Raw genomic sequence first — 19,566 nt, 5'->3', positions numbered from 1 at the left:
GCGTCGGCTCGGGTGGGCCTGCTCTCTGCGGACGGGTGTCCGCGTCCGTTTCTAGTACAGGTCCAGCACCGCGCCCTTGCTGGCGCTGCTCGCGTTGAACGCGAACTTGGCCTGCACGCCGCGGGTGTAGCGCGGCGCCGGGGCTGTCCAGCCGGCCTTGCGCCTGGCGATCTCGGCCTCGGGCACGTTCAGCTCCAGCAGGAGCTTGTGCGCATCGATGGTGATGGAGTCGCCCTCGTTCACGAAGGCGATGGTGCCGCCGGCCGCCGCTTCCGGCGCCACGTGGCCGACCACCATGCCCCAGGTGCCGCCGGAGAAGCGGCCGTCGGTGATCAGGCCCACGCTCTCGCCCAGGCCGGCGCCGATCAGCGCGCCGGTGGGAGCCAGCATCTCGGGCATGCCGGGACCGCCCTTGGGGCCCAGGTAGCGCAGCACCATCACGTCGCCGGCCTTGATCTTGCCGTCCAGGATGGCCTGCAGCGCCGACTGCTCGTCGTCGAACACGCGCGCCGGCCCGGTGATCACCGGGTTCTTCAGGCCGGTGATCTTGGCCACCGCGCCCTCGGGCGACAGGTTGCCCTTCAGGATGGCCAGGTGGCCTTCCTGGTACATCGGCTTGTCGATGGGGCGGATCACGTCCTGGTCGGCGCGCGGCGCATCCGGCACGTCGGCCAGCGTCTCGGCGATGGTCTTGCCGGTGATGGTCAGGCAGTCGCCGTGCAGCAGGCCGGCCTTGAGCAGCACCTTCATCACCTGCGGGATGCCGCCGGCCTGGTGCAGGTCGACCGCGAGGTACTTGCCCGAGGGCTTGAGGTCGCAGATCACCGGCGTGCGCTTGCGGATGCGCTCGAAGTCGTCGATGGTCCACTCCACCCCGGCGGCGTGCGCGATGGCCAGGAAGTGCAGCACCGCGTTGGTGGAGCCGCCCGTGGCCATGATCACGGCCACGGCGTTCTCCAGCGCCTTTTTGGTCACGATGTCGCGCGGCTTGATGTCCTTCCTGATCGCCTCGATCAGGACCTTGGCCGATTCGCGCGCCGAGTTCTGCTTCTCGTCGTGCGGGTTGGCCATGGTGGACGAGTAGGGCAGCGACAGCCCCAGCGCCTCGAAGGCCGAGCTCATGGTGTTGGCGGTGTACATGCCGCCGCACGAGCCGGTGCCGGGAATGGCGCGCTGCTCGATCTCCTTGAGGTCCTGGTCGCTGATCTTGCCGGCGGCGTTCTGGCCCACCGCCTCGAACACGCTGACGATGTTCAGGTCCTGACCCTTCCACTTGCCCGGCAGGATGGTGCCGCCGTAGACGTAGATGGCCGGCACGTTGGCGCGCAGCATGCCCATCATGCCGCCGGGCATGTTCTTGTCGCAGCCGCCGACCACCACCACGCCGTCCATCCACTGGCCCTGCACGCAGGTCTCGATGCAGTCGGCGATGACCTCGCGGCTGACCAGGCTGTACTTCATGCCCTCGGTGCCCATGGCCATGCCGTCGCTGATGGTGGGCGTGCCGAAGATCTGCGGGTTGCCGCCGGCGTCCAGGATGCCCTGCACGGCCGCGTCGGCCAGCTTCTGCAGGCCGCTGTTGCACGGCGTGATGGTGCTGTGGCCGTTGGCCACGCCCACCATGGGCTTGCCGAAGTCGGTCTCCTTGTAGCCCATGCCGTAGTACATGGAGCGGTTGGGCGCGCGGGACTTGCCCTGCGTGATGTTGTCGCTGCGCAGGTGCAGCTGGATCTTCTGTTCGGCCATGGCGTCTTCCTCGGGTGGGTTCGCGTCGAAGGCGGGGAGGATACGCCGGTCCCGTGATTCCATCCAATCCTCTTTCCCGTCCCGATTAATATGCGCTGCATATGAGCCAGCCCCTCGTCGAGCTGCGCCTGTGGCGCCAGTTCGTGGCCGTCGCCGAGACCCTGCATTTCGGCCGAGCCGCGATGCGCCTGCACATGACGCAGCCGCCGCTCACCCAGGCGATCGCCCAGCTCGAGCGTCTGCTGGGCGTGCGCCTGTTCGAGCGCACCAAGCGCAGCGTCCAGCTGACCGAGGCCGGTGCGGCGCTGCTGCCGCAGGCGCGTGACCTGCTGGCGCGGGCCCAGGCCCTGCCGGTGCAGGCGCGCGCGGTGGCCGACGGCGAGGCCGGGCGGCTGCGCCTGGGCTTCGTGTCGACCGCCGGCTTCAGCCTGCTGCCCGGCTGGGTGCGCGGCTTTCGCGCCGAGCACCCGCGCGTGCAGCTGGAGCTGGTCGAGGCCACCGGCGACGTGCAACTGCCCGCGCTCGAGCGCGGCGACCTCGATGCCGGCTTCCTGCTGCACTCGCCCGGTTTCGCACCGGCCAGCCTGGAATACCTGCGGGTGCAGGTCGAGCCGCTGGTGCTGGCCATCCCCGAGCAGCACCCGCTCGCCACGGCGCGCGCCCTGGCGCTGCCCCGTGTGCTGGCCGAGCCGCTGGTGATGTTCCCGCGCCGCATCCTGCCCTCGCTGCACGACGCCGTGTTCGGCCTGTACCACGCGGCCGGGCGCGAGCCGCAGGTCACGCAGGAGGCGATCCAGATGCAGACCATCGTCAACCTGGTGTCGGCCGGCCTGGGCCTGGCCTGGGTGCCGCGCAGCGTGCGCGAGTTCCAGCGCCAGGGCGTGGTCTACCGCAGCGTGGGCGGCGCGCGCTCGCCGGTGCCGCTGGCCGAGACCAGCCTGGCGTGGCGCGCCCAGCCGCCGGCCGCACTGGAGCGGTTCCTGGCCTTCGCGAAGCGGCAGGCGCGGACGGCGGGCTGACCGCGCGTCAGTGCACGGCGGCCTTGCGGCCCCGCGGGGGCGGGGCCACCTGCGCCGCTGCCGGCGCCGCGTCGCGCGTCTGCAGCACCTGGCGGGAGACGACCCAGCCGTTGCGGTGGTGCTGGCGCAGGAGTTCCCGCAGCACGGCGCCGGCGCGCTGGCGCAGTGCGTCCAGCATCGCGGCGTGCTCCTGCACCGCGCGTTCCCAGCGCGCGTGCTGCTGGTTGCCGGCATAGCGGTAGCGCTGGACCCGCGCGCACTCGCTGGCGTAGATGCGCGAGAGCACCGGGTTGCCCGCGGCGTCCACCAGGCGCTGGTGGATGGTCTGGTTCAGCTGGAAGTAGGCCATGAGGTCGCCGTCGCGCCAGGCCTGCTCCATGCGTGCATGCAACTCCTCGATCGCGGCGAGCCCGGCGTCGGTGATGCGCTCGCAGGCCGGCTCGGCCGCCAGGGTCTCCAGTCCGATGATGACCTCGATGGCGGCGGCCACTTCGTCGACCGACAGCGACGTGACGACGGCGCCGCGGTTCGGCTCGATGCGCACCAGGCCCTCGGCCTCCAGGACCTTGAACGCCTCGCGCAGGGGCGTGCGCGACATGCCGTCCAGCTGGTGCGATACCAGCCGCTCGGTGATGCGCTGGCCGGGCGCCAGCGCGCCCGAGACGATCAATTCGCGCAACCGGCGGGCCGCCACCATGGTGCGCGTGCCGCGGTCTTCCGGAAGGGAGGTCATGGTCCGTGATTGTGTACTGCATGCAATGTTCGCCGACAACTGCCGAGATACGGGGAAATACGCACTTGGCTCGGCCAGATTGCATGCAATATTTGCCCACCCATGAATTTCCTGACCCACTACGCCGCCGCGCGCCGCCCCGTGGAGACCTGCGTCGTCGGCAGCGGCGGCTTCGGCCGCAGCTTCCTGGCGCAGGCGCTGCGCATCCCCCTGGTGAAGTGCCGCGTGGCGGTGGACCGCGAGGCCGGCATCGCCGCCGACGCCCTGCGGTCCATCGGCCTGTCGCGCGACCAGTTCGCCGTCTGCGAGACGCCCGAGCAGGCGGCCGCCGCCTGGCAGCGCGGCCTGCACATCGCCGCCGGCGACGTGTCGGTCGTCCTCGGCCTGCCGCTGGACCTGTTGATCGAGGCCACCGGCCACCCGGAAGCGGGCGCGCGCCATGCGCGCCTGGCGATCGAGGCCGGCCTGCACGTCGCGCTGACCTCCAAGGAGGTGGACAGCGTGGTCGGCCCCGGGCTGGCCTACCTGGCGCAGCAGAAGGGGCGGGTCGTGACGCCGGTGGACGGCGACCAGCCCTCGCTGCTGATCGGCCTGGTCACCTGGGCGCAGACGCTGGGCCTGGAAATCGTCGCGGCCGGCAAGTCCAGCGAGTACGACTTCGTCTTCGATGCGAAGGCCGAGGTCATCGAGAGCAACGGCCAGCGCATCCCCGCGCCCGGTTTCGCCGACCTGTGGACGCTGGGCCGTGGCGAGGTGCAGAGCCTGGCGCGCGCCCGTGCCGAGGCCTGCGCTGCGCTGCCGCAGCGCGCGGTGCCCGACCTGTGCGAACTGCTGGTGGTGGCCAACTCCACCGGCCTCGTCAACGACCGCAAGGACCTGCACGCGCCCATCGCCCGCATCACCGAGGTGCCGACCACCCTCGTGCCGCGCGAGGCGGGCGGCCTGCTGGCGCAGCCCGGCACGCTGGACGTGTTCCACTGCCTGCGCGCGCCGGACGAAGTGAGCCTGGCGGGCGGCGTGTTCGTGGTCGTGCGCTGCGACGACGAGGAGACCTGGCGCCTGCTCGACGGCAAGGGCCACGTCCTCAGCCGCGACAAGAAGCACGCGATGCTGTCCGTCCCGCGCCACCTGCTGGGGCTGGAGGCGGCCATCAGCGTGCTCGATGCCGTCGTGCACGGCCGCTCCAGCGGCGCGCAGCAGCCCCGGCCGGTGCTGGACCTGGTCGCCCGCGCCACCCGGACGCTGAAGGCCGGCACCCGGCTGGAGATGGGCGGCCATCACCACAACATCGCCGGGACCGTGGCCGAGCTGATCCCGGCCGCGCCGCTGGGCGACGATGCGCCGGTGCCGTTCTACCTGGCCGCCAACCGCACGCTGGTGCGCGACGTGGCCGCCGGCGAGCCGATCTGCCTGGCCGACATCGCCGTCGAGGCCGGCTCCGAACTGCTGGCGCTGCGCCGCCAGCAGGATGCCCAGTTCTTCCCGCAGGGCCGCTGACGCGCAGCCCGACGCAACCCATTCCATCCCAGGAGACACCATGCCCCAGCCCCTCGCCACCCTCGCCAAGGTCGCGGCCGCCGCGCTCGCGGCCGCCGCCGTGCTGCCCGCCATCGCCGCCGACTGGAAGCCCACGCGCCCGGTGGAATTCATCGTGACCTCCGGCCCCGGCGGCGGCACCGACCAGTTCGCGCGCGTCGTGCAGTCGGTGGTGCAGAAGCACAAGCTGATGCCGGTGCCCGTGGTGGTCAGCAACAAGAGCGGCGGCGCCGGCACCGAGGGCCTGGTCGCGGCCAAGGGCTCCAAGGGCGACCCGCACAAGCTGGTGTTCTCCACCAACCTGGCCTACCTGATGCCCATGATCACCCGGGTGGGCTACAGCATCGACGACGTGACGCCGGTGGCGATCATGGCGGCCGACGAGTTCATCCTCTGGTCCTACGCCGAAGGCCCGTACAAGACCGCGAAGGACCTGATCGCGGCCGCGAAGGCCAAGAACGGCTCGTTCAAGATGGGTGGCGCGCAGTCCAAGGACACCGACCACATCCTCACCCGCCAGGTCGAGAAGGCGACGGGCGTGAACGTCACCTACGTGCCCTTCAAGTCGGGCGGCGAGGTGGCGGTGCAGCTGGCCGGCGGCCACGTCGAGGCCAATACCAACAATCCGTCCGAGAACATCTCGCACTGGCGTGCCGGCAAGGTGCGGCCCCTGTGCGTGTTCGCCAAGCAGCGCCTGCCGATGAAGGACAAGGTGGCCGGCGACATGAGCTGGAACGACATCCCGACCTGCAAGGAGCAGGGCATCGCGGTCGACGAGTTCCGCATGCCGCGCACCGTGTGGGCCATGGGCGACATCACGCCCGAGCAGTCCGAGTACTTCCGCAAGGTGATGGCGCAGGTGCGCGAGAAGCCCGAGTTCAAGGAGTGGCTGCAGAAGGGCCTGCAGACCGACATGTTCCTCACCGGCACCGAGCTGGCGCGCTACATCGCCAACGACAAGGCCAACCACAAGGTGCAGTTCAGCCAGGACGGCTGGCTGCTGAAGGACTGAGCCCATGGCGCTCGCGCGCCGCACGGCGGAGATCGCCACCGCCGCCACGCTGGCCCTGTTCGCGGGCGCCGTCATCGCCGGCGCCCTGCAGCTGAACACCGGCTGGGCGCCCACCGGCCCGCAGCCCGGCTACGTGCCGCTGCGCCTGGGAGCCATGCTGCTGGTGGTCAGCCTCTTGCTGATGTTCCAGGCGGCCCGGCCGGCGGCCGGTGAACCCTTCGCCACCCGTGAGCAGCTGCAGCGCAGCCTCTCGCTGCTGCTGCCCACGGTCGGCATGGCGGTCGCCATGGCCTTCCTCGGCACCTACGTCGCCGGGGCCGTGTTCCTGGCCTGGATGGCCCGCCGCCATGGCGGCCTGGGCTGGCCGCGCGTTGCCGCGCTGGCCGTCGGTGCCCCGGTGATCCTGTTCCTGATCTTCGAGCTCTGGTTCGGCGTCCCCCTGGCGAAGGGCCCGCTCGAGCAGGCGTTCGGCTACTGACGCGCGCGCCATGCTCGACCAACTGACCCTCCTGGCCGGCGGCTTCCAGACCGCCTTCAGCCTCTACCACGTGTCGCTGATGGTGGCCGGCGTGCTGCTCGGCATCCTGGTCGGCGTGCTGCCCGGCCTGGGCGCGCCCAACGGCGTGACGCTGCTGCTGCCGCTGACGTTCACCATGACCCCGGTGGCCGCCATCATCCTGCTCTCGTCGATGTACTGGGGGGCGCTGTTCGGTGGCTCCACCACCTCGATCCTGTTCAACATCCCCGGCGAGCCGTCCTCGGTGGCCACCACCTTCGACGGCCACCCGATGGCCCGCAAGGGCGATGCGCCGCGGGCGCTCGCCGTCGCCTTCCTGTCGGCCGGCTTCGGTGCGCTGGCGGGCGTGCTGGTGGTGACGCTGGTGGCCAATGCCATCGCCGGCTTCGCCCTGAAGTTCAGCCCGGCGGAGTACTTCGCGGTCTACCTGCTGACGTTCTGCAGCTACGCCGGCATGAGCGGCGGCAAGCCGCTGAAGACCATTGCCGCGCTGCTGGTCGGCCTGATCCTGGCCGGCGTGGGCACCGACACGGTCTCGGGCGAGATGCGGCTGACGTTCGGCTCCGACCAGCTGGTGGGCGGTGTCTCCTTCCTGGCCGCCGTGGTCGGCCTGTTCGGCATCGGCGAGCTGCTGGTGACGGTGGAGGAGGGCCTGGCGTTCAAGGGCCTGCAGGCGCGCATGAGCTGGCGCGCCGTGTGGCAGGCCGCCCGGGAGATGCCGTCGTACGGCTGGACGCTGCTGCGTTCCACCGTCATCGGCTGCTGGATGGGCATCACGCCCGGTGGCCCCACGGCCGCCTCGTTCATGTCGTACGGCATCGCCAAGCGCTTCTCGCGCCGGCGCGAGAACTTCGGCAAGGGCGAACCCGAAGGCGTGGTCGCGCCCGAGACGGCCGACCACTCGGCCGGCGTCTCGGCGCTGCTGCCCATGCTGGCGCTGGGCGTGCCCGGCTCCGCGACGGCGGCGGTGATGATGGGCGGCCTGATGATCTGGGGCCTGCAGCCGGGGCCGATGCTCTTCATCGAGCAGACCGAGTTCGTCTGGGGCCTGATCGCGTCCATGTACATGGCCAACGTGGTGGCCATCGTGCTGGTGCTGGCCACCATCCCGATGTTCGCCGCGATCCTGCGGGCACCGTTCGCCATCATCGGCCCGCTGATCGTGGTGGTGTGCCTGATCGGCGCCTACACCATCGGCGGCAAGATGTTCGACGTCTACCTGGCCCTGGGCTTCGGCGTCCTGGGCTACGTGTTCAAGAAGCTCGACTACCCGATCGCGCCGCTGATCCTGGCCATGGTGCTGGGCGACAAGACCGAAGATGCCTTCCGCCAGTCGATGCTGCTGTCAGACGGCTCGCTCGGGATCTTCTACAGCAACGGCCTGGTCGGCTCGCTGGTCACGGTGGCCCTGGCGCTGCTGGCCTGGAGCTTCGTGGCGCCGCTGCTCAAGCGCGGCCGGCCCGCCGCCGCGTGAGGGTCGCCGTGCCTGCGCAACCCCGTCGCCTCGTGCTCGGCGTGATCGCCGACGATTTCACCGGCGCCACCGACGTCGCCAGCATGCTGGTGCGGGCGGGCATGCGGACGGTGCAGGTGATCGGCGTGCCCGACGGTCCCGTGCCCGCAGCCGATGCGGTCGTGGTGGCGCTCAAGTCGCGCACCAGTCCGGCGGCCGAGGCGGTGCGCGAGTCGCTGGCGGCCCTGCGCTGGCTGCAGGACGGCGGCGCACGCCAGTTCTACTTCAAGTACTGCTCCACGTTCGATTCCACCGCGCAGGGCAACATCGGGCCGGTGGCCGAAGCCCTGCTGGAGGCGCTGGGCAGCGATTTCGCCATCGCCTGCCCCGCCTTCCCGGAGAACGGGCGGACCGTGTTCCGCGGCCACCTGTTCGTCGGCGACGAGCTGCTATCCGACTCGGGCATGCGCCACCATCCGCTCACGCCCATGGCCGACGCCAACCTGGTGCGCGTGTTGCAGGCCCAGGCCCGCGGCCCGGTGGGGCTGGTGCGATACGACACCGTCGCCCGCGGTGAGGCGGCCACGCGCGAGCGCTTCGCGCAGCTGCGGGCCCAGGGCGTTCGGCTGGCGGTCGCCGACGCGATCGGCAACGAGGACCTGCGGACGCTGGCGGCCGCCTGCGCCGGGCTGCCGCTGCTCACCGCCGGGTCCGGCGTCGCACTTGGACTGCCGGCGGTGTACCAGGCGCAGGGCTGGATCCAGCCGGATGCCGCCGCCGCCGACCTGCCCTCGGTCGGGGGCCACGCCGCCGTCCTGTCCGGCTCCTGCTCGACGGCCACGAATGCGCAAGTCCAGCACTGGCTGGCCGCCGGCCGGCCGGCGTTGCGCATCGACGCGCTCGCCCTGGCCGAGGGACAGCCGCTGGCGGCGCAGGCACTGGACTGGGCGCAGGCGCGCCTGGCCGCGGGGCCGGTGCTCGTCTATGCGACCGCCGAGGCGGACCGCGTGCGCGCGGTGCAGGCCACGCTCGGCGCCGGGCGCGCCGGCCAGCTGGTCGAGGAGTGCCTGGCCCAGGTGGCGCGCGGGCTGGTCGACCTCGACGTGCGGCGCCTGGTGGTCGCCGGCGGCGAAACCTCGGGCGCCGTCGTGCAGGCGCTGGGTGCCCGTCAACTGCGCATCGGCGGCACGATCGATCCGGGCGTGCCCTGGACGCAGGTGGAAGGCCGGCCGCTGCTGCTGGCGTTGAAGTCCGGGAACTTCGGCACGGTGGACTTCTTCGACAAGGCACTGGCGCAGGTCGGCTGAGGAAGGCGAGGGCGGGGCGGGGCCGGCGCCCCGCGTCCTGCCCCAAGCGGGCAGGCATGCACAATCCGGGGCCATGCTGACGTATCCCAAGATCGACCCGGTCGCCATCCAGATCGGTCCGCTCGCCGTGCACTGGTACGGCCTGACCTACCTCGCCGCGTTCGGGCTCTTCATGCTGCTGGCCAATGCCCGCCTGAAGCACCAGCCCTACGCGTCCATCCAGGGCCCCGGCGCCTGGAGCCGGCGCGACATCGAGGACATGCTGTTCTACGGCGTGGTTGGCGTCATCGCCGGCGGGCGCCTCGGCTACTGCCTGTTCTACAAGCCCGGCTACTACGCCACGCACCCGCTGGAGATCCTCTTCGTCTGGCAGGGCGGCATGAGCTTCCATGGCGGCATGCTGGGCGTCATCGTCTCGCAGTGGTTCTATGCGCGTTCGCGCGGCAAGCCGTTCTGGCAGGTGATGGACTTCGTCGCGCCCTGCGTGCCGCCCGGGCTGGCTGCCGGCCGCGTCGGCAACTTCATCAACGGCGAGCTGTGGGGCAGGGCGGCCGATCCGGCGCTGCCGTGGGCGATGGTGTTCCCGCAGAGCGGCAGCATGGTCGCGCGCCATCCGTCGCAGGTCTACCAGTTCCTGCTCGAGGGCCTGCTGCTGTTCGTCCTGCTCTGGCTGTACGCCCGGCACGAGCGCAAGGAGGCGCAGGTCTCCGCCGTGTTCCTCATCGGGTACGGCGCCTTCCGGTTCATCGCCGAGTTCTTCCGCGAGCCCGACGCCCACCTGATGTGGCTGCAGCAGCAGACCGGCCTGAGCATGGGGCAGTGGCTGTGCGTGCCCATGGTCCTGGCGGGCATCGTCCTGTGGCTGTGGGCCCAGCGCCGGGGGCTGCCGGCGCGCACGCCGCATCCGGGCTGAACCGAAGCCCCTCCGGGCCCGGGTCGCCGGGCCCGGCCTGCTGGCCATCGTCGAGCAAGCCGAGCCGAACTGGCCCGATGAGCTGAGGAGCCAGCCGAGCCAGCCGAGCCAGCCGAGGCCAAGCGCGGGCTCTGCTGCAGCGCGGACCCAACGCGACAGCACCCGCGAACAATTCTTTTCCAAGACACTGTCCCTGCCGGCTCCGGTCCTCGCATAATTATGCGTAATTACAGGAAATCACGGCAACCGATCCAGCCACCCGGCATCCCGTCCACCGCAAGAGCCCATCCATGCGCCTCGTCCACAGTTCCCTGCATGCCGACGTCGCCGACCAGCTGCGACGCCGCATCTTCGACGGCGAACTGGCGCCGGGCACCTTCCTCGACGAGGTGCACCTGGCGCAGGCGCTGGGCATCTCGCGCACGCCGTTGCGCGAGGCGCTGAAGGTGCTCACCGCCGAAGGGCTGGTGCGGCACGAACCGCGGCGGGGCTGTTTCGTGGCCGAGGTGACCGAGCAGGACCTGAACGAGATCTTCCCGGTCATCGCGCTGCTGGAAGGGCGCTGCGCCTACGAGGCGGCCCTGCACGCCACCGATGCCGACCTGCAGGCGCTGGAGGTGCTGCACACCAAGCTGGCGCGGCATGCCCGCAGCAAGCGCATCAACGAGTACTACGCCACCAACTTCGCCATCCACGAAGCCATCATCGCGCTCGCCGGCAACCGCTGGCTTGCGCAGGTCATCGGTGACCTGCGCAAGATCCTCAAGCTGGCGCGCCTGCAGCAGCTGCACGCGCCGGGCCGGCTCGAGCAGAGCCTCTCGGAACACCTGGCCGTGTTCGCCGCGCTCAAGGCGCGTGACCCCGAAGGAGCAGAAGCAGCTATGCGAACCCACCTCACGCGACAGCGCGTAGCCCTCGACGACCTGGCCCGCGGCACCCGACCCAAGGTGGCGTCATGAGGGCCGGCGAGTGGATCACCCGCGGCGCGACCCTGTTGCGTCCTTCCCTGGAGCCACGAGCGATGGCCGCTGGCGCGGCGGCCGGGACGGTGTCGCCGCGTTCGACCCGCGAGCGGCTCGGCGCCACCCTGCGCCGCCACCAGGAGGCGCTGTCGCCGCGCGCCTTGCGCCGCACCCTGTCCGAGCTGCAGGCCATCGTCGACCCGCGCGCGAGCGAGGTCGAGGGCTCCCGCCGCGCCCATGATTTCGCGCAGTGGTATGCCAAGGCCGGGACAGCCGAACGGCGTGACTGCTGGCTGCTGATGAGCGAGCAGTTCTCGCCCGATCCGGACGTGCTGAAGAGCGCGCGCGAGCAGTACGAGAAGTCGCTGGGCACCGCCGAGGAGCTGCACGCCGAGGTTCACATGCGCCGCGCGTTCCAGACGCCGCGCACCCGCATGCTGCAACGCTTCGCTGGCGCGCCCGACGGCATGCGCTTCCTGGTCGACCTGCGCGCCGAACTGCTGCCGCAGCTGAAGTCCGAGCGCCGGCTGCTGCCGCTCGATGCCGACCTGGAGCACCTGTTCTCGACCTGGTTCGACGTCGCCTTCCTGGAGTTGCGGCGCATCAGCTGGGACTCGCCCGCGTCGCTGGTCGAGAAACTGATCAAGTACGAGGCGGTGCACGACATCCGCAGCTGGGCCGACGTGAAGAACCGGCTCGACAGCGACCGGCGCTGCTACGGCTTCTTCCATCCCAGCCTGGACGGCGAGCCGCTCATCTTCGTCGAGGTGGCCCTGGTCGACGAGATCAGCGCCAGCATCGAGCCGCTGCTGGACGAGAGCGCGGAGCCGGCCGACCTGCTGCGCGCCACCACCGCCATCTTCTATTCCATCAGCAACACCCAGGCCGGGTTGCGCGGCGTGAGCTTCGGCGACTCGCTGATCAAGCGGGTGGTGGAGACCCTCAAAGAGGAGTTTCCGCGGCTCAGGACGTTCGCCACGCTGTCGCCCATCCCCGGGCTGCGCCAGTGGATGGCCAAGAACGCTCCGGCCGACCTGCTCGCGGCGCTGTCCGACCCGCTGGCGCTGGGGCCCAAGTCACCGCACCGCCAGCAGTTGCTGGCGCATGCCGCGCGCTACCTGGGCCAGGAGCTGGAGAACGGCAAGCCGTGCGATCCGGTCGCGCGCTTCCACCTGGGCAACGGCGCGCGCGTGGAGCGCCTGAACTGGGCCGCCGATCCGTCGCCCAAGGGCCTGAAGCAGTCGTTCGGCCTGATGGTGAACTACCTCTATGACCTCAAGCGGCTGGACCGCCACCGCACCCTGCTTGCGCAGGGGCAAATCCCGATGTCCAGGGCCATCGAAGACCTGTACGGTTGAGTGCTTCGAGCAGGACCCGAGACACAGGAGACAAGAATGAACAGCAGCGGTTTGCAACGCCGTGACGTGCTGCGTGCGGCCGCCCTGGCCGCCGCCAGCCCGATGGCCTTCGCCCAGGGCAGCGGCTGGCCGGCCAAGCCGGTGATGATGGTGGTGCCGTTCCCGGCCGGCGGTGGCACCGATGCCTTTGCCCGTCCCCTGGCCGCGCAGTTCGCCAAGCAGACCGGGCGCCAGCTCGTGATCGACAACCGCGGCGGCGCCGGCGGCACGCTGGGCGCCAGCATCGCGTCCCGCGCCGCCCCCGACGGCTACAACATCTTCATGGGCGCAGTGCACCACACGATCGCGCCGTCGATGTACCCCAAGCTCGACTACGACCTCGAGAAGGACCTGGTGCCGCTCACGCTGGTGGCCAGCGTGCCGCAGGTGGTGGTGGTCAACCCGAAGAACGTCAACGTGCCGGACGTCAAGGCCTTCCTCGAGCTGATGCGGCGCAGCCCGGGCAAGTTCAACTACGGCTCGGCCGGCACCGGCACCTCGCACCACCTGGCCGGCGAGCTGTTCAAGCAGCAGACCCGCACCTTCATCACGCACATCCCGTACACCGGCGCCGGCCCGGCCCTGCGCGACCTCGTGAGCGGGCAGGTCGACATGATGTTCGACGGCCTGGGCTCCTCGGCCGCCCACATCAAGGGCGGCCGGATCAAGGCGCTGATGGTGTCGGGCAACAAGCGCAACCCGGCCTTCCCCGACATTCCCTCGGCCGCCGAGGTGGGGCTGCCCGACTACACCGTCACGACCTGGTATGGCCTCTGGGCACCCAAGGGCACGCCGGCCGACATCCAGGCACGCATCGTCGACGAGGTGCGCAAGGCGGTGCAGACCGAGGAACTCAAGGCCATCTGGGCCCAGCAGGGCGCCGAGTTCCCCAACCTGTCGCAGCAGCAGTTCGGCAACTTCGTCCACGCCGAGGTGACGCGCTGGGCGGCGGTGGTCCGGGCGTCGGGCGCCAAGCTCGACTGACGCGCCGGCCCGCGTCGTGGATCGCATGGCGGGCGCTGTCCGGCTGGAACACGACGGCGCCCTCGCGCGGGTGGTGCTGTCCCATCCCGGCAAGCTCAATGCGATGTCGCGCGCCATGTGGCGCGAGTTGCGCGACGTCTTCGCGCAGTTGCAAGGCGCCGGCACGGCCTGCCGCTGCATCGTGGTGCAGGGCGATGGCGAGGCGTTCTGCGCCGGCGGCGACATCGCCGAATACGACGGCTTCCGCTTCGACGAGGCATCGCTGCGGGCCTTCCACGACGATGACGTCTGGGGCGGCCTGCAGGCGGTGCTCGATTGCGACATCCCGGTGGTCGCCGCCATCCGGGGCGTGTGCATGGGCGCCGGCATCGAGATCGCCAGCTGCTGCGACCTGCGGCTGGCGGCCGCCACGGCGCAGTTCGGCGCGCCCATCGCCCGGCTGGGGTTTCCCATGGCGCCCCGGGAAGCCGAGCTGGTGGCACGCGTGGCCGGCGAGGCCACGGCCCGCCAGCTGCTGCTGGAGGCGGCGGTGCTCGACGGGCGCGAGATGAAGGCGCGCGGCTTCGTCCAGCACCTGGCCGAGGAAGGCGACTTTTTCGCCTCGCTGGAGATGCTGGTGCAGCGCGTCGTCGCGCTCGCCCCGCAGGCAGCGCGCGCCAACAAGCGCACCCTGCGTGCCCTGCGCGAGCAACACGACCCGCAGCGCCGTGCGGCCGCGCTGCAGGAGCTGGCCGGCGCGTACCGCTATGCTCCGGCCGCCGAACACCGCGAGGGCATCGCGGCGTTCCTGGAGAAGCGCCGGCCGCGGTTCTAGGACAATTTCCGCCGTCATGCCGGCACGGCCCGCCATGACGGAGCACAAGACATGAACAACCACAACCTCTTCGCGGCGCTGCGCGCCGCGTTCCCCACCGATCTCGACGCCATTGCGGTCGAGACCGACGACGAACTGTGCTACTCGTGGCGCGACCTCGACCGCGCCACGGCCATGATGGCCAACCTGCTCGCCTCGCTGGACCTGCCGGCCGGCGCGCGGGTGGCCGTGCAGGTCGAGAAGTCGGTCGAGGCCATGATGCTGTACCTGGCCACGCTGCGCGCGGGCTACGTGTTCCTGCCGCTGAACACCGCCTACCAGAGCGCCGAGATCGAGTACTTCATCGGCAACGCCGAGCCGGCGGTGGTGGTGTGCAGCCCGAAGAATTTCGGCTGGGTGAGCAAGATCGCCTTCCAGGCCGGCACCCGCAACGTGTTCACGCTGGGCGACGACCGGACCGGCTCGCTGCTCGACCGCGCCGCCGTGCACTCCGACGTGCACGAGCCGGCCGCGAAGGCCGCCGACGACCTGGCCGCCATCCTGTACACCAGCGGCACCACCGGACGCAGCAAGGGCGCCATGCTCACGCACGGCAACATGCTGTCCAACGCGCAGGTGCTGAAGGACTACTGGGGCTGGCAGCCGGGCGACGTGCTGGTCCACGCGCTGCCCATCTTCCACGTCCACGGCCTGTTCGTCGCCATCCATGGCGCCCTGCTCAACGGCAGCAAGATGCTCTGGTTTGGCAAGTTCGACCCCCGCGGCGCCATCGCCGCGATGCGGCGCGCCACCGTGTTCATGGGCGTGCCGACGCTGTACGTGCGCATGCTGGCCGAGCCCTCGCTCACCAGGGAGGCGGTCGGCTCGATGCGGTTGTTCGTCGCCGGCTCGGCGCCGTTGCTGCCCGAGACCTTCAATGCCTGGCGCGAACGCACCGGCCACACCATCCTCGAGCGTTACGGCATGAGCGAGACGGTCATGCTGACATCCAACCCGTACCGGCCCGAGCAGGGCGAGCGCCGCGCCGGCACGGTCGGGTTCCCGCTGCCCGGCGTGGGCCTGCGCATCGTGGGCGACGACGGCCGCGAGCTGCCGCAGGGCGAGATCGGCGGCATCCAGGTGCGCGGGCCGAACGTGTTCAAGGGCTACTGGCGCATGCCCGAGAAGACGCAGGAGGAGTTCACCGCCGACGGCTGGTTCAAGACCGGCGACGTCGGCCTGGTCGACGAGCGCGGCTACGCGCGCATCGTCGGACGCAGCAAGGACCTCATCATCAGCGGCGGCTACAACGTCTACCCGGCCGAGATCGAGGGCTACATCAACGAGCTCCCCGGCGTGGCCGAGAGCGCGCTGGTCGGCGTGCCGCATCCGGACTTCGGCGAAGTCGGGGTGGCGGTCGTCACGGCGCGTCCCGGCGCCACCGTGGAGCCCGACGCCGTGATCGCCACGCTCAAGTCCAGGCTCGCCAATTTCAAGATCCCCAAGCGCTGCTTCGTCGTGGATGAGTTGCCTCGCAACACCATGGGCAAGGTCCAGAAGAACCTTCTGCGCGACCAGCACAAGGGACTGTTCACCTGAAACGGAAGTGCTGGTCTAGACTGCCGCGTGCCTGTCACTGCCCGGCTGAAAACCTCCAGCATCCGAACACGCCTGATCCTGCTCGTGCTGGCGGTGTGGCTGCCCGCCGCCGCCGGGCTGGCCCTGCAGGCGCGCGCCACCTACCTGCAGCAGGAGCACCTGGCCCGCGACAACCTGCGGCTGCTGGCGGACGCGCTCAACACCGCGATCGAGACCGAGCTCGACAAGAAGGTCGTGCTGGCGCGCGCGCTCGCCACCACGCGCACGCTGCAGGCGCGCGACATCGCCGGCTTCGACGCGCAGGCCCGGCTGGCGGCCCAGGGCAGCGGCAGCAGCGTGGTGCTGGTCGACCGCACGCACCTGTACGTCTACACGGCCCTGCCCGCGCCGCAGGTGGTGCAGCGCCTGCCGGGCGCTCCCTTCGTCACCGACGGCCCCGGCGTGTTCTACGCGCCCCGGGGGGCCGTCACCGGCCTGCCGGTCATCGCCGCCTTCGCGCCCGAGACCGGCACGCGGCCGCCGCAGTTCAACGTCGGCGTGCCCTTCCGTGCCGGTGAGATGCAGGCCCTGCTGGCACGCCAGTCCTTCCCCACCGGCGGCGTGGCGAGCGTGCTCGACGAGCAGCAGCGGGTGATGGGGCGCAGCCGCGATGCCGCGCGCTGGATCGGCACCACGGCCAGCAACACCGAGCTGCGCGCGATGGCGCGCCAGCGCCGCAGCGGCTACGTGGAGTCCACCACGCTGGACGGCGTGGCGTCGCTCACGTACCTCGCGCCGCCCAACCGGTACGGGTGGACGGCGCTGGTGGCGCTGCCCGCATCGACGCTGCTGCACAGTGCCGGCCGGCTCACCGGGCAGGCGGTCGGCGTGTCGGCCGCGCTGCTGGCCATCGGCCTGCTGCTGGCAGTCGCCATGTCGCGGCGCATCAGCGCGCCGGTGCGCGAGCTGGAACGGGCGGCCGGCGAATTGCTGGCCCAGCGCGTGCCGCAGCCGCTGCGCACCGGGCTGGCCGAGGCCGACCGCGTGGGCGCCGTGTTGCACGATGCCGGCGTGCGGTCGCGCGAGGCCGGCCAGTTGCTCGAGTCGCGTGTCGCGCAAGCGGTCGCCGAGGTCCAGGAGGCGCAGGCCAAGCTGTTCGACGCCCGCAAGCACGAGGCCATCGGCCGGCTCACCGGCGGCGTGGCGCACGACTTCAACAACCTGCTGCAGACCATCTCGATGGGGCTGCAGGTGGTCCAGCGCTCGGTTGGCGAGGGCCGCCACACGCGGTCGCTGGATGCGGCGCTGGCGGCCTGCGCCAAGGCCGCCGACCAGGTGCGGCAGCTGCTCGCGTTCGGCCGCGCCCAGGCGCTGCAGCCCCGGGCGGTGTCGCTGGCCGACCTGCTGCTGCGCACCCGCGAGCTCACCGAGCGCGCGCTGGGCGAGCGCATCCGCCTGCTGGCCGACATCGACCCCGACCTGCCGCCGGTGTTCGTCGATCCGACGCAGCTGGAACTGGCCTTGCTGAACCTGGTGTTCAACGCCCGCGACGCGCTGCCGAACGGCGGCACCGTCACGGTCCGCGGCCGCCTGGAGGCCCCGGACCCGGCAGCGGGCCGCAGCCTGGTGAAAGTGGACGTGGTCGACGACGGCACCGGCATGGACGGCGAGACGCTGGCCCGCGTGTTCGAGCCCTACTTCACCACCAAGCCGGTGGGCGCCGGCAGCGGGCTCGGGCTGCCGCAGGTGCAGGCCTTCGCCCGCCAGTCGGGCGGCGACGCGCGCATCGTCAGCACGCCGGGCCAGGGCACCTGCGTGTCGATGCTGCTGCCTGCGGCCGGCGCGGACGTGCCACCCCCGGCCAGCGCCGAGGCGCAGACCATCGACCCGCAGGGGGCGTCGCTGCGCATCCTGCTGGTGGAAGACGACCTGCTGGTGGGATCGGTGGTGCCGGCGGCGCTGGTGCACGAGGGCCATGCCGTCACGCTGTGCACCTCGGCCGACGAAGCCCTGGCCGTGCTGCAGCGTGGCGAGGCCTTCGACGTGCTGTTCACCGACATCGTGATGCCCGGCCGTCTCACCGGGCTGGAACTGGTGGAGTGGACCCGGGCGCATCGCCCCGGCATGCCGGCGCTGGTGGCTTCCGGCTACAGCACGCAACGGCCGCTGCCTGGCCTGTCGGTGCTGCGCAAGCCCTACGCGATCGAGGACCTGCTGCGCGCGCTGCAGCTGGCCGTGCGCACGCACCGGCGCGAGCCGGAACGCCTCAATCCTGTGGCACCAGCCTGACGGGCGCGCTGGAGCCCAATTCGCGCAGGGCGCGCCAGGTCTCGGGCGACACCATCTGCTCGGTCTGTTCCGCCGGGTGCACCAGCCGGCATTCGTCGCGTGTCGCGTACCAGCCGGCGGCAAACAGACCGCGTGCCTCCGCGCTGAGCGTGTCGGCGGGGGACGGTTGGTCCAGGGGAGGTTGCCGGCGGGTGTCCATGGCCGAGACGCTAGCGGTGCGGCCCGGCGGCGCTGCCAGCATGGCGGCTGTCACGCTGTCGGCGCCTTCCCACAAGCGCGGCGGGCGCCCCTGGCTGGGCAGGAGCATCACCTTCTGCTGAGCCGTCAGCTCGCCCCGCCGATGCGCACCAGGACCTTGCCCAGCGCGCCGGCTTCCACCGCCTCGTGTGCCGCCGCGATGTCATCGAGCGCGAACTCGTGCCAGCGTGGCGCCTGCACGCCCTGCGCCAGCCAGGCTCCGAGGTCCGCGTAGGCCTGCGCCAGCACCGGTTCGGGCAATTCATAGACGAACACCCAGAGCAGCCGCAGGTTGCGGTTCATCATCTCGTAGAACGGCAGCGTGGGCTGCGGCACCGCCATCGAGGCATAGGTGGCGATGCTGCCGTGCGGCTGGAGCAGCTTCAGCGTGGCCAGCAGGTTGGCGCCGAAGTCGACCTCGACCACGTGGTCGACACCGAGGCCACCGGTCAACTCGAGCACGCGGGCAGCGACGTCCTCGCGCCGGTAGTCGATCACCGCCTCGGCGCCGGCCCGCAGCGCCTCCTCGTTCTTGGCGCCGCCGCTGGCCGTGGCCAGCACGCGTGCGCCACCCCAGCGCGCGAGCTGGATGGCATAGAAGCCCACCGCGCCGGCGCCGCCGGTCACCAGCACCGTGCGGCCGCGCACCGGCCCCTGGCCGAACACGGCCCGGTGCGCGGTGAGGGCCGGCACGCCCAGCGAGGCGGCCAGGCGCAGGTCGACGCCGGCCGGCACGGGCACCGCGCGGTGCTGGGGCGTCACGGCGTACTCGGCCGCGGTGCCGAAGGGCCGCTTCCAGGCGGTGCTGTGCAGCCACACGCGCTGGCCGACCCGCTTCGGATCGACCCCGGCGCCCACGCGGTCGACGATGCCGCTGCCGTCCATCTGCGGCACCACGCGCGGGAACGGCATGCGCTGGTTGTTCCAGCCGGCGCGGCGCTTGACGTCCGACGGGTTGATGCCGGCCCATTGCACCTGCACCCGCACCTCGCCCGCCGCGGGTTCGGGGGTGGGCAGCTCGCCCACGCGCAGCACCTCGCGCGCGGGACCGGTCGTGTCGTACCAGCAGGCCTTCATGGGGATGCCACCT

17 protein-coding genes are annotated in these 19,566 nt (G+C 71.3%); 13 read left to right on the top strand and 4 right to left on the bottom strand.

Features of this window, described 5'->3' with window-relative positions; genetic code table 11:
- Positions 1-51 precede the first annotated feature (51 nt).
- The gene (ilvD, locus tag GON04_RS18690; RefSeq protein ID WP_157399527.1) at positions 52-1,746 is read right to left on the bottom strand and encodes a dihydroxy-acid dehydratase; all 1,695 of its coding nucleotides are present in this window, start codon (positions 1,744-1,746) and stop codon (positions 52-54) included.
- 101 nt (positions 1,747-1,847) lie between these two features.
- On the opposite strand from ilvD, the gene GON04_RS18685 reads away from it, so the two are divergent.
- Positions 1,848-2,765, top strand: a complete 918-nt coding sequence (locus GON04_RS18685) for a LysR family transcriptional regulator (RefSeq protein WP_157399526.1) — start codon at positions 1,848-1,850, stop codon at positions 2,763-2,765.
- Between the two features lie 7 nt (positions 2,766-2,772).
- Here GON04_RS18685 and GON04_RS18680 read toward each other — a convergent pair whose 3' ends face one another.
- Positions 2,773-3,498, bottom strand: coding sequence for a GntR family transcriptional regulator (locus GON04_RS18680; protein ID WP_157399525.1), 726 nt, complete (start codon positions 3,496-3,498; stop codon positions 2,773-2,775).
- 102 nt (positions 3,499-3,600) lie between these two features.
- Between GON04_RS18680 and GON04_RS18675 the strand changes: the two genes are divergently transcribed.
- The 12 genes from GON04_RS18675 to GON04_RS27200 all read left to right on the top strand — a co-directional run bounded on the left by GON04_RS18675 (position 3,601) and on the right by GON04_RS27200 (position 18,239).
- Positions 3,601-4,995 carry an NAD(P)H-dependent oxidoreductase gene (locus tag GON04_RS18675; protein ID WP_157399524.1) on the top strand — a complete coding sequence of 465 codons (1,395 nt, stop codon included), beginning with the start codon at positions 3,601-3,603 and terminating at the stop codon, positions 4,993-4,995.
- A 40-nt stretch (positions 4,996-5,035) separates the two neighbouring features.
- Positions 5,036-6,046, top strand: coding sequence for a tripartite tricarboxylate transporter substrate binding protein (locus GON04_RS18670; protein ID WP_157399523.1), 1,011 nt, complete (start codon positions 5,036-5,038; stop codon positions 6,044-6,046).
- A gap of 4 nt (positions 6,047-6,050) precedes the next feature.
- Positions 6,051-6,524: a tripartite tricarboxylate transporter TctB family protein gene (locus tag GON04_RS18665; RefSeq protein ID WP_157399522.1), complete on the top strand. Its 474-nt coding sequence runs from the start codon at positions 6,051-6,053 to the stop codon at positions 6,522-6,524.
- Positions 6,525-6,534: 10 nt separating this feature from the next.
- Complete coding sequence (locus tag GON04_RS18660; protein ID WP_157399521.1) at positions 6,535-8,037, top strand: tripartite tricarboxylate transporter permease; 1,503 nt, start codon at positions 6,535-6,537, stop codon at positions 8,035-8,037.
- A gap of 83 nt (positions 8,038-8,120) precedes the next feature.
- Positions 8,121-9,323, top strand: coding sequence for a 3-oxo-tetronate kinase (otnK, locus tag GON04_RS18655; RefSeq protein ID WP_232533217.1), 1,203 nt, complete (start codon positions 8,121-8,123; stop codon positions 9,321-9,323).
- 73 nt (positions 9,324-9,396) lie between these two features.
- Positions 9,397-10,236, top strand: coding sequence for a prolipoprotein diacylglyceryl transferase (lgt, locus tag GON04_RS18650; protein ID WP_157399520.1), 840 nt, complete (start codon positions 9,397-9,399; stop codon positions 10,234-10,236).
- A 290-nt stretch (positions 10,237-10,526) separates the two neighbouring features.
- A complete protein-coding gene (locus GON04_RS18645; protein ID WP_157399519.1) occupies positions 10,527-11,195 on the top strand; it encodes a GntR family transcriptional regulator in 669 nt (222 codons plus the stop codon).
- 62 nt (positions 11,196-11,257) lie between these two features.
- The gene (locus GON04_RS18640) at positions 11,258-12,556 is read left to right on the top strand and encodes a malonyl-CoA decarboxylase (RefSeq protein ID WP_157399518.1); all 1,299 of its coding nucleotides are present in this window, start codon (positions 11,258-11,260) and stop codon (positions 12,554-12,556) included.
- Positions 12,557-12,592: 36 nt separating this feature from the next.
- Complete coding sequence (locus tag GON04_RS18635) at positions 12,593-13,579, top strand: Bug family tripartite tricarboxylate transporter substrate binding protein (protein ID WP_157399517.1); 987 nt, start codon at positions 12,593-12,595, stop codon at positions 13,577-13,579.
- 25 nt (positions 13,580-13,604) lie between these two features.
- Positions 13,605-14,393 (top strand): enoyl-CoA hydratase/isomerase family protein, encoded by a 789-nt coding sequence (locus GON04_RS18630; protein ID WP_157399516.1) that lies wholly within the window; start codon positions 13,605-13,607, stop codon positions 14,391-14,393.
- A gap of 51 nt (positions 14,394-14,444) precedes the next feature.
- Positions 14,445-15,971 carry a malonate--CoA ligase gene (locus GON04_RS18625; protein WP_157399515.1) on the top strand — a complete coding sequence of 509 codons (1,527 nt, stop codon included), beginning with the start codon at positions 14,445-14,447 and terminating at the stop codon, positions 15,969-15,971.
- Positions 15,972-15,998: 27 nt separating this feature from the next.
- A complete protein-coding gene (locus GON04_RS27200) occupies positions 15,999-18,239 on the top strand; it encodes an ATP-binding protein (protein ID WP_157399514.1) in 2,241 nt (746 codons plus the stop codon).
- On the opposite strand, the gene GON04_RS18615 is transcribed toward GON04_RS27200, so the two are convergent.
- Both GON04_RS18615 and GON04_RS18610 read right to left on the bottom strand, forming a co-directional pair.
- A complete protein-coding gene (locus GON04_RS18615; protein ID WP_157399513.1) occupies positions 18,217-18,546 on the bottom strand; it encodes a hypothetical protein in 330 nt (109 codons plus the stop codon). The genes GON04_RS27200 and GON04_RS18615 overlap by 23 nt on opposite strands.
- Before the next feature lie 17 nt (positions 18,547-18,563).
- Positions 18,564-19,553, bottom strand: a complete 990-nt coding sequence (locus GON04_RS18610; protein ID WP_157399512.1) for an NADPH:quinone reductase — start codon at positions 19,551-19,553, stop codon at positions 18,564-18,566.
- Between the last annotated feature and the right edge of the window lie 13 nt (positions 19,554-19,566).

Source organism: Ramlibacter pinisoli (assembly GCF_009758015.1).
GTDB classification, from domain to species: Bacteria; Pseudomonadota; Gammaproteobacteria; order Burkholderiales; family Burkholderiaceae_C; genus Ramlibacter; species Ramlibacter pinisoli.
Note: the sequence above shows the minus strand (reverse complement) of the source record. Positions and strands in the feature narration are given on the sequence as shown.